Source organism: Microbispora corallina (assembly GCF_016863035.1).
Taxonomy (GTDB): Bacteria; Actinomycetota; Actinomycetes; order Streptosporangiales; family Streptosporangiaceae; genus Microbispora; species Microbispora corallina.
The window spans coordinates 1-12,557 of the sequence record NZ_BOOC01000037.1 but is presented as its reverse complement, the minus strand read 5'-3'; the positions used below and the strand labels follow the sequence as shown (position 1 = coordinate 12,557).

Below are 12,557 nucleotides of genomic sequence, written 5' to 3'. Positions count from 1 at the left end.
ATCAGCGTACGCAGCAGGTGGAGCAGGCGTCGGCGTCCGGCAGGGTGACCCAGAGGCAGCAGGTGCGGCGCCGGTAGCCCTCGCCGTCCGCCGTGACCAGTCCCGCCACCGGCGGCCCGATCCGTTCCAGGAGCCGGGCCGCCTCCGCGTACGGCCCGAGGTCGAGCAGCGGGTGGACGACGGCCTCCGCCGTGGAGCCCCACAGGATCCGATCGCCCACCCGCGCCACCGCGCCCAGCGCCGTGATCAGAGGGCGCTGGCCGTCCAGGAGCGCCTGCCGGATCACCCCGGGGAGGTCGGGCACGACCAGCGTCCCGGGCTCGCCCGCCACCGGGTCGTCCGGCCGCACGGCCACGGTCACCGCCGTGGCCGCGATCGTCACGCCCGCCGCGGACGGCCGGACCAGCGTGTCCGCGAACCGCATCAGCGGCACGCGGCGGCCGAGCGCCCATCCCAGGACCATCGGCATCGTGTGCCAGTAGCCGTACGTCTTCCACAGCAGCGCCGCCCCCACGTGGCGCGGGGCCTTCCACCGGTCCGCCGTCTCGTCCACCAGCGCGAGGAGCTTGTCGTACGGCTCCCGCACGAGCTCGGAGACGGGCGTCCAGCCGGCGGCGTCGCCGGCGACCAGCCCGGGCAGCACGCCGAGCACGCCGCCACGCTCGCTCTCCAGGCTCCTCAGGTGGCCGGTCAGGGCGTCGAGCACCTGCTCTCCTCGGGTCGGAACAAGGTTGGCTAGCCTAAACCGACTCCACCCTGATCGTCGCCCCCCGGAAAGAGCGACGACCTCGGGCCGACGAGGCCACCCCGAGGTCGTCGTCGTTCTCATCCCGCCGCGGGGGGCGGCAGCGCCGTCCCCCGCGGCGCTCACCCGGCCTGGTCGAGCCGGCGGCGGAGCTCCTCGGGCAGTTCGAGCGCCACCCCGGCCAGCGCCTCGTCCAGCTGCGCCACGCCGCTCACCCCGACGATCGGCGTGACGGCGGGCGACCCGCCGGTCAGCCAGGCCAGCACCACCTGGTTGCGCGTGACCCCCAGCTCACCGGCCACCTCCGCCAGTGCCTCCAGGCGCCGCGCCGTCCCCGGATGGTCGTACGCCTCCGGCAGCGGCCGGTCGTCCCGCACGTAGAAGCCGTTGAGCAGGGCCGTGTAGGCCCACAGGTCGATCTCCGGGTGGCAGTCGACGTAGTCGAGCACCTCCTCGGAGACCCAGCCGAAGCGGTGGTTCTGGTCGGGCACCGGTGAGTCGGGCCGCGGCCGGATGTACGAGGTGCGCAGCTGCAGCGCCGTGTACCCCGCCCACCCGGCGGCCCCGGCGATGTTCCGGGCCCGCTCCACCCGCCAGATCGGGTGGTTGGACGCGCCCAGCCGGCCGACCGTGCCGGCCTCGACCAGCTCGGCGAACGCCTGGACGGTCTCCTCCAGGGGCGCGGAGCGGTCCTCCATGTGCGCCCAGCAGATCTCGACGTGCTCCACGCCGAGGCGGCGGAGGCTGCCCTCGATCCCCGCCTTGATCGCCGGAGCCGACAGTCCCTCCCGGTTGGCGGGCCATCCGTCGGCTCCGGTCGTGGGCTCGGCGCCCACCTTCGTGCTGATGGACACCCGGTCGCGCACTCCGGGGCGGCTCGCCAGCCACTCCCCGATGACGCGCTCGCTCTGCCCGCCGTAGCCGCTGGGGTCGGCCCAGAAGGAGTAGCAGTCCGCGGTGTCGATCAGGGTGCCGCCCGCGTCGACGAACCGGTCGAGCACCTCCCACGAGGCCCGCCCGTCGAGGCGGGTGCCGAAGTACATCGTTCCCAAAGCCAGATTCACCTGCGCCATGGCACGCTCCCCACTACGTGTCCCGGGTCCGATCTCCGGTAGGGAAGTCTGACATCCCGGTCCACAAGATGTCGATCTAGTTAGTGTTCCGGGCCGGCGTCGGCGAACGCTCCTCATCCCGGGTCAGGAGCACCTCCTGCGCCTCCGGCGTGTCACCGATCCGGAATCCGCAGGTCGCACCGCATCATGGGGTGCGTCCAGCGCGGGCCGATCGTGCTCGCGTCGTCCGCGTCTTCGGGGGAATGCGCACATGGGGATTCCGGTCACGGCCGTCGCGGGGCTCGCCGCCGCACTCAGCCTGGCGACATCCGGTACGGCACCGGTCTGGGCGTCGTCCCGTACGCCCGCCATCATGACACCGCTGCCGTCGCCCTCGGCGCGCGCCACCGTGACGCCGTCGCCCGCGCCCGCGCCCGCGCCCGCGCCCTCGACGGCGCCGCCGCCGGCCTCGGCTGACGCGGCCTTCGCGGCCGGCATGCTCGCCCAGCACAACGCGTACCGGGCCCGGCACGGCTCGCCCCCGCTGTCGCTCGACCCGGCGTTGACCGCCTTCGCCGCCGACTGGGCGAGGACGATCGCGGCCGCCGGCACGCTGAAGCACTCCAACGCCCCGCAGCTCGGCTACGGCGAGAACCTCTACTGGGGGACGCCGGCCCAGCCCACGCCCGCCGCGATCGTCAAGGCCTGGTACGACCGGATCGCCTCCTACGACTGGAGCAAGCCGGGCTACGACCGCATGTCCGGCCCGTTCACGCAGGTCGTGTGGAAGAGCAGCACCCGACTCGGCGTCGGCCTGGCCAGGAGCGCCCACGGCGGCTGGTACGCCGTGGCCGTGTACGCCCCGGGGGGCAACGTCATCGGCCGGTACGTCGAGAACGTCCCGCGTCCCCTCTGATCGACCCGGTCGAGGCCGATCTTTTGGGCCCCCGATTCCTCCCAGCCCTCGCCCCAGGCGGGTCGTCGTCGAGATCAAATCAAGCGACTCAAGCGACTCGAACGACTCGAACGGTTCGGACGACGAGAGCGACGACGAGGAGAACGCCGCTCCGCCGCCCGCCAAGAAGCTGGACACCGGAGCGGCGAAGAAGAAGGCGGGCCAGGGTTAGGAGATCGCATGCCAGGCCGCCGCGCCCGCCGGGGCGTTCCGCAGACCAAGGCCGGCGCGCCCGCCGAGGTCGTGTACCCCACGACCCCGGCGGGCGCCGCCGTCCCGCACATGGCACGAGCGGGCGTTCCCGGGCCGCCGCACGTCTGAGGGAGGAAGTCCCCGTTCCCGCTCGGGAATGCTGCCGGCACCGCCGACTGAGGGAGGGCGTGGCCGCCTCCGCTCGGGTGAGGCCGGTTCCCGGCGGGCGTGCGGAGGCCGTACCGTCACCCCGCGCTCCTCGCGAACGGTCCGATGCGCGCGCCGCACCCGCGAAAGCCCCGATGCCGGCGGGACGGCGTGTGGCCCTACTCACGTTCGCCGGTATTGTTCTTGTGTTATCGGGCCGGCGGAATGAGGGGCGGGAAGGTGTCACTCTCGGTGAGACCCGAGCCCCGCGATCCGCGCGGCGCGAGCGTGCTGCCCGTCCTTCCCGAGGCGCGCGGGCACGCGGGCCCGGGCCGTCTGGACGTGTCCATCAGCCCGCGCCTGCCCGTGACAGAGGAGCCGCAGCCACCCCCTTCGGACGAGCCGCCGCCGCTGCTGCTCGTCGAGGACGACGCCGGCGACGCCCTCCTCGTGGAGGAGCTTCTGGCCGACAGCGGGCTGAAGATGCGCCTGCTCTGGGCGCGCAGCCTCGACCAGGCACGCGACCTGCTGGCCGCGAACTCGCCCCGCTGCGTCCTGCTGGACCTGCACCTGCCCGACGCGCACGGCCTCCAGGCGCTCGGCACCCTGCGGCAGCAGGCCGCCCACATCCCCGTCGTCGTGCTCACCGGCCTCGCCGAGGAGTCGGCCGGGCTGGACGCGGTGGCCGCGGGCGCGCAGGACTACCTGGTCAAGGGCAAGGTCGAACCCGACCTGTTCGGCCGGACCGTGCGGTACGCGATGCAGCGCAAGCAGGCCGAGCAGGTGTCCGCCGCCCTGCAGGCCAGCCGGATCCACGCGCAGGAGAACGCCCGCCTGGAGCGCGGCCTGCTGCCCGTGCCGCTGCTGCGCGGCGCCGGAGACGTGGACGTGGTGGCGCGCTACCGGCCGGGCCGCGCCCAGACGCTCCTGGGCGGCGACTTCTACGACGTCGTCCAGCTGGCAGACGGCAGCGTGCACGCGCTGATCGGCGACGTGTCCGGGCACGGCCCCGACGAGGCGGCGCTCGGCGTGGGGCTGCGGATCGCCTGGCGCACCCTCGTGATCAACGGGACGTTCGGCCCGCGGCAGCTGGACATGCTGCAGGAGCTGCTGATCGCGGAGCGGCCCGGCGGCCAGGTCTTCGCCACCGTGACCAGCCTCGTGCTGTCACCCGACAGGCACGCCGCGACCGTGCTGCGGGCGGGCCACCCCGGCATGCTCGTGCGCTCACCGGCGGGAGTGGACCTCGTCATCCCTCCCGGTGGCCCGGCCCTCGGGCTGCTCCCCGGCGCCGAGGTCTTTGCGGTCCACGAGATGGAGCTGCCGCCCGGCGCGGAGATCGTCCTGTTCACCGACGGCCTGTACGAGGGACGCGTCGGCCCCGCGGGGGAGCGGCTGGGCGAGGACGGGCTGCTGGCCCTGGCGCGGGAGGCGGCCGGGCTGCCCCCGCAGGAGTTCGTCGACACGCTGCTCCGCCGGGCCGAGGCGCTGTCGGAGGACTACGGCGGTTTGGCTGACGACGTGGCCCTCGTGCATCTGCAGTGGAGCAAGGAAGCGGACATCACCCGATGACGACACCCTCGACATCGACACCCCTGACACCCTCGACGCCGGCGACGTCGGCCGCGCCGACGGGCCCGGAGGCGTCCCCGCCACCGGCCTCGCCGCCGGACGCCGCGCCCCATGACGCCCAGGGGCCGGTCCCGCTGCTCCGGCGGACCACGGTCCAGGGCTGGTTCCAGATCGTCCTGGGCCTGATGATCCTGCTGGTGGTGGCCGGCACCGTGGTCGGGGCGCGCCTGCTCGCCGACACCACCCGGGTGTCCGACTACGTGATCTCGACGCTCGGACCGGCCAGGGTCGACGCGTACCGGCTGCAGACCGCGCTGCTCGACCAGGAGACCGGGGCGCGCGGCTACGCCATCGCCGCCCAGCCGTCCTTCCTCCAGCCGTACACGGCGGGCAAGCAGGCCGAGGCCGAGGCGGCGGCCCGGTTGCGGGCCCTGCTCGGCGGCCAGTCGTCCCTGCTGGCCGACCTCGAGTCGATCGAGGCGGCGGGAGCCGGGTGGCGGCGGTCGTACGCCGAGCCGCTGATCGCCTCGGTCACGGTGGGCGCGCCCCGGCCGATCGACACGGCCACCGCCGACCGCGGCAAGGCCGCGTTCGACCGCATCCGCGTCCTGCTGAACACGCAGACCGCCCACCTGGACCAGGCGCGCACCCGGGGGGTGGAGCAGCTCCGGCACATCCGCACCGTCCGGAGCTACGTGCTGGGCGCGCTGGTCGCCGTGTTCGTCCTCGCCGCGATCGTGCTGGGCGTGCTGCTCCACCTGCTGGTCGCGCGGCCGCTGTGGCGGCTGCGCGTCGCGTCCCGGCGGGTGGCGGACGGCGAGTTCACCCACCGCATCACCCCTCAGGGACCGGCCGACCTCAGGGCAATGGCCGACGACGTGGAGAACATGCGGCGGCGCATCGTCGCCGAACTCCAGGCGTCGCAGGCGCAGCAGGAGGCCCTGGCCCGCCAGGCGGCGGACCTCGACGCCCAGGCGGCCGAGTTGCGCCGTTCCAACGGCGAGCTCGAGCAGTTCGCCTACGTCGCCTCCCACGATCTGCAGGAGCCGCTGCGCAAGGTGGCGTCCTTCTGCCAGATGCTCGAACGCCGTTACCGCGACAAGCTCGACGAACGCGGCGTCCAGTACATCGACTTCGCCGTGGACGGCGCCAAGCGCATGCAGGTCCTCATCAACGACCTGCTCACCTTCTCCCGGGTCGGCCGCCTCAACGACGCCCAGGCCGACGTGGCGCTCGACCAGGTGGTGGACAAGGCGCTGACCAACCTCGCCGCGGCCGTCGAGGAGTCCGGCGCCCGGATCGAGCGGCCGGACGAGCTGCCCCGCGTCGTCGGGGACCCCGCCCTGCTCGCCATGCTGTGGCAGAACCTCATCGGCAACGCCGTCAAGTTCAGGCACCCCGAGCGTCCGCCCGTCGTACGCGTCGACTGCGAGCCCGACGCCGAGCGGGCCTTCTGGGTGTTCGGCGTCGCGGACAACGGCATCGGCATCCCCGAGGAGTTCAACGAGAAGGTCTTCGTCATCTTCCAGCGGCTCCACAGCCGCGACCAGTACAGCGGCACCGGCATCGGCCTCGCGCTGTGCAAGAAGATCGTCGAGCACCATGGGGGCCGCATCTGGATCGACACCGGCTACACCGGCGGCACCCGTTTCTGCTTCACTATGCCCATCAGCGCACCCACCACCACGCCCACCGCAGCCACCACAGCAGCCACCACCGCCAGCGTGACCACAGCACAGGCCCGCCCCCCGGCCGCCGGCATCGAAGGGACATCCGAATGACGGCCCCCACCGAGCCCATCGACGTCCTGCTCGTCGAGGACGACCCGGGTGACGAGCTCATGACGCGCGAGGCGTTCGAGGACAACAAGATCGGCAACAAGCTGCACGTCGTCCGCGACGGCGAGGAGGCGCTCGACTTCCTCTACCGGCGGGGACAGCACGCCGACGCGCCGCGGCCCGGCCTCATCCTCCTCGATCTCAACCTGCCGAAGTACGACGGCCGGGAGGTCCTGCAGCGCGTCAAGTCCGACCCGGACCTGTCGCACATCCCCGTCGTCGTGCTGACCACCTCGGCCGCCGAGGAGGACATCCTGCGCAGCTACAAGCTGCACGCCAACGCGTACGTCACCAAGCCGGTCGACCTCGACCGGTTCATCTCCGCCGTCCAGCAGATCGACGAGTTCTTCGTCCAGGTGGTGCGGCTGCCGCGCCTCTGACGGCGCGGGGGTCGGCGCGGCATACGACCACCCGCCTTCGGGAGCTCAGGCGCCGGTGGTCCCGATGAGGTGGCCGACGAGGTACACGACCAGGGCGGCGCCTCCCCCCACAAGGAGCTGACGACCGCCGGAGCGCAGCGGGCCGCGGCCGTTCAGCAGGCCGAGGGCGGCGCCGACCGCGAACAGGGCGACCGCCGCGAGGCCGATCGCCACGACGGGCGCCGCCGGGCCCGCGCCGAACAGGTACGGCAGGACGGCGACGACGGCCCCGGCGGCGAACGCGGCGAAGCTGGACAGCGCCGCCCCCCAGGGCGACCCGAGGTCGTCGGGGTCGAGGCCGAGCTCCTCGCGGGCCATCGTGTCCAGGGCCGCCTCGCGGTCCTTCATGATCGTCGTGGCGACGCGCTCGGCCTCGTCGGCGTCCAGGCCCTTGGCCCGGTAGATCAGCGCCAGCTCCTCCGCCTCGGCCTCCGGGTCGTCGCGGAGCTCGGCCGACTCCAGGGCGATCTCGCGCTCGTAGGCCTCCCGCTGGCTGCGCATGGAGACGTACTCCCCGGCGGCCATCGAGAACGCCCCGGCGAGCAGACCGGCGAGCCCGGCGAACAGGACCGTCCTGGCCGCGGCCCCCGACCCGGCGAAGCCCATGACGAGCGAGGTGTTGGAGACCAGGCCGTCGTTGACGCCGAAGACGGCGGCCCGCAGCGTCCCGGAGCGGTCGCCCCGGTGCCATCGCTCGTGACGGGCGATCTCGCGGCCTCCGGCGCCGCTCGCGTCGCGCAGCCGGGTGAGGACCCGCGCGTGGGACCGCTCGTCGACGGCCATGCCGGGCGCGGCGTCGGGGTCGCCGTCGTAGAGGCCGGCGTCCGCGTGCTCGGCCCGCTCGACGAGCGGCAGCACGATGTCGGCCGAGAAACGGCGGGCCAGCGCGGACAGCAGCCGGACGCGCAACCCGGGACGCCCGGCCCCGGGGACGTGCTCGCCGAGCGCGGCGAGCTTGGCCGCCCAGTGGGCGGCGTGCCGTTCCTCGACGGCGGCGAGCTCCGTCAGGATGCGCCGCCGCTCGCCCGCGGCCCCGGCGGCGAGACCCCGGTAGAGGGCCGCGCTCCGCCGCTCCGACCGGAGGAGGTCGCGGTAGCGCGCGGCCGTCCGCCGGTCGCGCCCGGCGGGGATGTCGCGGGTCTCAGTGCTCATGAGCTGTGTCTCCTCCTCCGTCCGCGTCCAGGCACCGGCGGCAGGTGCCCCGGAAGACGACCTGGGCCTCGTCGACGGCTCCCACGTCCTCGCCCGGCGTGAGGCAGGGACGCGCCCCGGCGAGGCAGGGAACGTCGCTCACTCCGCCGCACCGCCCGCACACGAAGTGGTGGTGCCAGGTCTCCGCGACCTCGTAGACGATCGCGCCGCGCCCCACGTCGGCCCGCATCACGAGACCGGCGTCGGCGAGCGCCGTCAGGGAGTTGTAGACGCTCGTCCGGGGCAGCGCGACGTCGTTCCTGGCCAGGTGGGCGTGCACCTCGTCGGCCGTGTGGTGCCCGCGCATCGCCTCCAGCGCGCCGATCACCGCGACCCGCGGCCGCGTGACCCGCAGCCCGGCCTCCCGCATCCGCGTCCCGGCCTCGCCCGCCACCGTGTCGTCCTCCGGCTTGTTTGTACTTTGTCCAAGTATAAGTCAGGCCCGGAGTCCCATGGCTCAGGCCGTGGCGCCTCCGTCGACGACGAGGTCGTGTCCGACGGTGAAGCCCGCCTCGGGGGACGCGAGCCAGAGCACCGCGGCGGCCGCCTCGTCGAGCGTCCCGACCCGGCCGATCGGCAGCGCGCCCTTCACCCGCTCGGCCCGGTCCGCCTCGGCCTCGCCGGGCCGCAGGGACATCCGCGTGTCGAAGGGGCCCGGGCTGATCGCGTTGATCCGGATGCCGGAACCGATGCACTCCCTCGCGGCCGCGCGGGTCAGCGCGCTCACCGCCGCCTTCGAGGCCGCGTACGCGCCGAGGAACGGCAGCCGCATGTGCGCGCCCAGGTTGGAGGCGGTGTTGACGATCACGCCGCCGCCGTTCGCGCGCATGTGGGCGATCTCGTGCTTCATGCTCAGGAAGACCCCCGTCAGGTTCACGGCGAGCTGGCGGTGCCAGGCGTCCTCCTCCATGTCCGCGAGCGGTCCGGCCTCCAGGACTCCCGCGTTGTTGAACGCGACGTGCAGCCCCCCGTGGCGCTCCACGGCGGTCGCGACGAGCCGGGCGACGTCGCCGGAGGAGGAGACGTCGGCGGTCACGGCGCTCGCCGTGCCGCCCTCGTCCGCGATGAGCCGGACGGTCCGCTCCAGCGGCCCGGCGCCGCGCCCGGCCACCACCACGGCCGCGCCCTCCCGGGCGAAGGCGCGCGCGGCGGCCCGGCCGATGCCGGATCCGCCGCCGGTGACGAGGACCACCCTCCCGGCGAAACGTGCGGTCATGACGTCTGCTCCTTCTCGGTACGGGGGTTCACGTGGAACTTTCAAGACCGATCGTTCTCGTATTCGGGCAGGCGAAAACGCGTCTGGTCACGGTGAGCGCGTCTTCAGCCCAGGACGGCCAGGGCCTGCTCGGCGGCGTCGCGCAGCCGGCCGGGCTCGGGATGGGCCCGGCCGAGGACGCGCATGCCCTGCAGGACGACGAGGAGGAGCCGGGCCAGGGCGCGCGGGTCGCGGCCGGGCGGGATCTCGCCCTGGGCCCGGGCCCGGGTGAGCGCCGAGGTCAGGGCGGTCTCCAGGGTGTCCCAGCTCGCCTCGACCCGGCGCGCCGCCTTCCGGTCGCGGGACATGACCTCCACCGCCGCGTTCACCACCATGCAGCCGCGTCTGCGCTCGTCGCGCACGGACTCCTCGGCGTACGCCTCGACCAGGGCGCGGACGGCGGGGAGCGCGGGGCCGGGCTGGGAGAGGGCCTCCACGACCCGGCGGTCCCGGCTCTCCGTGTACCGGTCGAGCGCCCTCACGTAGAGGTCGTGCTTGCCGCCGAAGGTGGCGTACAGGCTGGCCCGGGCCACGCCCAGACGCTCGACCAGGTCGGCCATCGACGTCGCCTCGTAGCCGCGCTCCCAGAACAGCTCCAGCGCCCGCTCCAGGGCGGCGTCGGGATCGAACTCCTTGGTCCTCGCCACGGGCAGGACTGTAGCTATTCGAGATCGATCGGTCAATTAACCGGCGGGCAGGCGCAACACGAACCGGGCGCCTCGCTGAGGGGAGTCCTCGACCTGGACGGTGCCGCCGTGGGCCTCGGCGATCACCCGGGTGACGCTCAGCCCGAGACCTGCGCCCCCCTCGTCGTGGCGGCGGTCGCCGTCCAGCCGGGTGAAGCGTTGGAACACGCGCTCGCGGTCGTCCACCGCGATCCCGTCGCCGTCGTCGTCCACGATCAGGCAGGCCATGCCGTCGTCGTGGCGGACCTCGACGTCCACCCGGCCGGCGGCGTGCCGCTGGGCGTTGTCGATCAGGTTGGCCAGCGCCTGCCGGATCTGCTCGCGCACCGCGCTGACCGTCACGGCCTCGGACGGCCGCAGGTGGACCGCGTGGTGCCCGATCGCGGACGTGGTCTCCTCGCGCACCAGCTCCAGCAGGTCGAACCGCTCCGGGTCGCTGCCGGCCGACTGGAGCCGGGCCAGCATGAGCATGTTGGCGAGCACGGCGTCCGCCCGCTCGATGCTGCGCAGGCCCATGTCCACCAGGCGGGGCACGTCGACGTGCCCGGGATGGAGCTGGGCCTCCTCCAGCTCGGTGCGCAGCGCGGTGAGCGGCGTGCGCAGCTCGTGCGACAGGTCGGCCGCGAACCAGCGCATGCGACGGCACACGTCGAGGGTCGCCTCGGTGGCGGTGAGCAGGTCCTCGACCTCCTCGCCGTACGACCGGTCCGCGAGGGCGACCTCCCGCCCCTCCTCGCCGGCGTGCGACAGGGCGGTGCTGATCGCGGCCATGACGCGGCGGGTGCGCCGCTCCGTGAGCTTGCAGGTGACCGCGACGGCGACGGTCAGGCCCAGCAGGACGGGCAGGCACCTCGACCGGAGCGGCCCCTGCCCGCCCACGGCGTCCGGGCGCCCGGCCAGGCGGGGCATGCGGGGCAGGCAGGACAGGGCGAACGACCCGCCGCCACCACCCCGCGGGCGCGCCCACCTACCTGATCGCCTGGTCCTGACATCCCCCACGGAACCCCCCCGGGTCTCATGGTAGGCACGCCCTCCGGCTTCCGCGTCCGCCGGGGCAAGACCTTTGCCCGTACGCGGACGCCGTGCGGGCCCGTGGATCAGGGGGAGGAGTAACGGGCCGTGAGCTCGGCGCCGATCCGCGCCAGCTCGTCCCGGACCGTCCCGGGCTCCACCACCTCGATCATGGCGCCCCAGCCGGCGAGGGTGCGCGCGAGGTCCAGCGGGGCGGGCGCGGCCACGCGCACCCGGACGCGGCCGTCGGCAAGCTCGCCCTCGAAGCGGAAGTGGCGGCCGAACCGGTCGCGCAGGATCGGCGCGAACCGGGCCCCGATCAGCACGGTCGCCCAGGTGCCCGACCGGCGTTCCTCCACCTCGCCGACGACCTGCCGCCAGGCGGCGCCGAGGGCGAAGTCCTCCGGGCGCTCGGCGGGCAGGTCGGTCGGCTCGGCCCCGGCGACCCGGTCGACGCGGAAGGTCCGCCGTCCCCGGTCGGTCCCGGCGACCAGGTACCAGACACCGTCCTTGTCGACCAGCCCCCACGGGTCGACCAGGCGTTCGCTCTGCCTGCCCGCGTCGTCCACGTACGCGAGACGGACCCTGCGCCGGCGGATCACGGCGGTCTCCAGCAGGGCGACAAGGCCGGGCCGCGGGCGGTCCCGCTCGCCCCAGCCGGCGGGGTCGACCATGGTCGCTCCGGCGGCCGCCTCCGCGTCGGCCCGGAAGGTCGGCGGCAGCGCCCTGAGGAGCTTGCGCAGCGCCGACCTGACCTCGTCCGACACAGCCGTGGCCGGGCCGAGGAGCAGGAACAGGGCCCGCGCCTCCGCCGCCGACAGGCCGGTGAGGTCGGTGCGGGCGCCGCCGACGAGTGACCACCCGCCGCCGCGTCCCGGCTGCGGGTACACCGGCACCCCGGCCGCCGACAGCGCCTCGAGGTCGCGGCGGGCCGTGGCGACCGACACCTCGAGCTCCTCGGCCAGCTCGGCCGCGGTCACCCGGCCGCGGGTCTGCATGAGCAGCAGGACGGCGACGAGACGGTCGGCGCGCATGCCTCATCTTCTCCGGAAAAGTGCTCAATCGGTGAGCACTTTGAGCCGGAGGATGGTCATACGACCGAGTCCCACTGGAGGAAGGGGAGCCCGAAATGCTTCGAGGACCCGCCACCGTCAACTTCTTCGCCGACGACCTGGAGGCGGCCAAGGAGTGGTACGCCGACCTGCTGGGCGTCGAGCCGTACTTCGAACGTCCGGGCGGAGGGCTGCCGGCCGCCTACTACGAGTTCAGGATCGGCGACCACCAGGCCGAGCTCGGCCTCATCGACCGCCGGTACGCCCCGCCGGGCGCGTCCCGGACGCCCGGCGGCGCCATCCTCCACTGGCACGTGGACGACGTGCGGGCTGCCCTGGACCGGCTCCTGTCCATGGGGGCGACGCCGTACCTGCCCCTCACCGAGCACGGCCCCGGGTTCGTCACCGCCTCGGTGGCCGACCCGTTCGGCAACGTCCTAGG

Annotated in this window: 14 protein-coding genes; 6 read left to right on the top strand and 8 right to left on the bottom strand. The window is 74.0% G+C overall.

Going from position 1 to position 12,557, the window contains the following annotated elements; translation table 11 throughout:
- Position 1: 1 nt before the first annotated feature.
- A complete protein-coding gene (locus tag Mco01_RS31185) occupies positions 2 to 706 on the bottom strand; it encodes a (2Fe-2S)-binding protein (protein WP_204060431.1) in 705 nt (234 codons plus the stop codon).
- Between the two features lie 161 nt (positions 707 to 867).
- Positions 868 to 1,818: an aldo/keto reductase gene (locus Mco01_RS31180; protein WP_204060430.1), complete on the bottom strand. Its 951-nt coding sequence runs from the start codon at positions 1,816 to 1,818 to the stop codon at positions 868 to 870.
- A 250-nt stretch (positions 1,819 to 2,068) separates the two neighbouring features.
- Between Mco01_RS31180 and Mco01_RS31175 the strand changes: the two genes are divergently transcribed.
- From Mco01_RS31175 to Mco01_RS31155, 5 genes are all read left to right on the top strand, one after another.
- Positions 2,069 to 2,713: a CAP family protein gene (locus Mco01_RS31175; protein WP_204060429.1), complete on the top strand. Its 645-nt coding sequence runs from the start codon at positions 2,069 to 2,071 to the stop codon at positions 2,711 to 2,713.
- 219 nt (positions 2,714 to 2,932) lie between these two features.
- The gene (locus Mco01_RS31170) at positions 2,933 to 3,073 is read left to right on the top strand and encodes a hypothetical protein (RefSeq protein ID WP_204060428.1); all 141 of its coding nucleotides are present in this window, start codon (positions 2,933 to 2,935) and stop codon (positions 3,071 to 3,073) included.
- Positions 3,074 to 3,343: 270 nt separating this feature from the next.
- Positions 3,344 to 4,663 carry a PP2C family protein-serine/threonine phosphatase gene (locus Mco01_RS31165; protein ID WP_239104036.1) on the top strand — a complete coding sequence of 440 codons (1,320 nt, stop codon included), beginning with the start codon at positions 3,344 to 3,346 and terminating at the stop codon, positions 4,661 to 4,663.
- The gene (locus Mco01_RS31160) at positions 4,660 to 6,444 is read left to right on the top strand and encodes a sensor histidine kinase (protein ID WP_204060426.1); all 1,785 of its coding nucleotides are present in this window, start codon (positions 4,660 to 4,662) and stop codon (positions 6,442 to 6,444) included. Before Mco01_RS31165 ends, Mco01_RS31160 begins: the two co-directional genes overlap by 4 nt.
- A complete protein-coding gene (locus Mco01_RS31155) occupies positions 6,441 to 6,881 on the top strand; it encodes a response regulator (protein WP_204060425.1) in 441 nt (146 codons plus the stop codon). Before Mco01_RS31160 ends, Mco01_RS31155 begins: the two co-directional genes overlap by 4 nt.
- Positions 6,882 to 6,926: 45 nt before the next feature.
- Here Mco01_RS31155 and Mco01_RS31150 read toward each other — a convergent pair whose 3' ends face one another.
- The 6 genes from Mco01_RS31150 to Mco01_RS31125 form a co-directional block, all read right to left on the bottom strand.
- A complete protein-coding gene (locus Mco01_RS31150; protein WP_204060424.1) occupies positions 6,927 to 8,072 on the bottom strand; it encodes a VIT1/CCC1 transporter family protein in 1,146 nt (381 codons plus the stop codon).
- On the bottom strand, positions 8,062 to 8,505 hold the full coding sequence (locus Mco01_RS31145; RefSeq protein ID WP_239104035.1) for a Fur family transcriptional regulator: 444 nt from the start codon (positions 8,503 to 8,505) through the stop codon (positions 8,062 to 8,064). Before Mco01_RS31145 ends, Mco01_RS31150 begins: the two co-directional genes overlap by 11 nt.
- 63 nt (positions 8,506 to 8,568) lie before the next feature.
- Positions 8,569 to 9,327, bottom strand: a complete 759-nt coding sequence (locus Mco01_RS31140; RefSeq protein WP_204060423.1) for an SDR family NAD(P)-dependent oxidoreductase — start codon at positions 9,325 to 9,327, stop codon at positions 8,569 to 8,571.
- A 104-nt stretch (positions 9,328 to 9,431) separates the two neighbouring features.
- Entirely contained in the window at positions 9,432 to 10,013 is a 582-nt protein-coding gene (locus tag Mco01_RS31135; protein ID WP_204060422.1) for a TetR/AcrR family transcriptional regulator, read from the bottom strand.
- A gap of 36 nt (positions 10,014 to 10,049) precedes the next feature.
- Positions 10,050 to 10,961, bottom strand: coding sequence for a sensor histidine kinase (locus tag Mco01_RS31130; RefSeq protein ID WP_204060421.1), 912 nt, complete (start codon positions 10,959 to 10,961; stop codon positions 10,050 to 10,052).
- A 188-nt stretch (positions 10,962 to 11,149) separates the two neighbouring features.
- Positions 11,150 to 12,097 carry a helix-turn-helix transcriptional regulator gene (locus Mco01_RS31125; RefSeq protein WP_204060420.1) on the bottom strand — a complete coding sequence of 316 codons (948 nt, stop codon included), beginning with the start codon at positions 12,095 to 12,097 and terminating at the stop codon, positions 11,150 to 11,152.
- Between the two features lie 95 nt (positions 12,098 to 12,192).
- On the opposite strand from Mco01_RS31125, the gene Mco01_RS31120 reads away from it, so the two are divergent.
- On the top strand, positions 12,193 to 12,557 hold a 365-nt coding region (locus tag Mco01_RS31120), incomplete at its 3' end, for a VOC family protein (RefSeq protein WP_204060419.1).

Bases quoted from the DNA above. Each gene is read 5' to 3' on its own strand.
- Mco01_RS31180 (WP_204060430.1), bottom strand. From the start codon at position 1,818: ATGGCGCAGGTGAATCTGGCTTTGGGAACGATGTACTTCGGCACCCGC.
- Mco01_RS31175 (WP_204060429.1), top strand. From the start codon at position 2,069: ATGGGGATTCCGGTCACGGCCGTCGCGGGGCTCGCCGCCGCACTCAGC.
- Mco01_RS31170 (WP_204060428.1), top strand. From the start codon at position 2,933: ATGCCAGGCCGCCGCGCCCGCCGGGGCGTTCCGCAGACCAAGGCCGGC.
- Mco01_RS31160 (WP_204060426.1), top strand. From the start codon at position 4,660: ATGACGACACCCTCGACATCGACACCCCTGACACCCTCGACGCCGGCG.
- Mco01_RS31155 (WP_204060425.1), top strand. From the start codon at position 6,441: ATGACGGCCCCCACCGAGCCCATCGACGTCCTGCTCGTCGAGGACGAC.
- Mco01_RS31150 (WP_204060424.1), bottom strand. From the start codon at position 8,072: ATGAGCACTGAGACCCGCGACATCCCCGCCGGGCGCGACCGGCGGACG.
- Mco01_RS31140 (WP_204060423.1), bottom strand. From the start codon at position 9,327: ATGACCGCACGTTTCGCCGGGAGGGTGGTCCTCGTCACCGGCGGCGGA.
- Mco01_RS31130 (WP_204060421.1), bottom strand. From the start codon at position 10,961: ATGCCCCGCCTGGCCGGGCGCCCGGACGCCGTGGGCGGGCAGGGGCCG.
- Mco01_RS31125 (WP_204060420.1), bottom strand. From the start codon at position 12,097: ATGCGCGCCGACCGTCTCGTCGCCGTCCTGCTGCTCATGCAGACCCGC.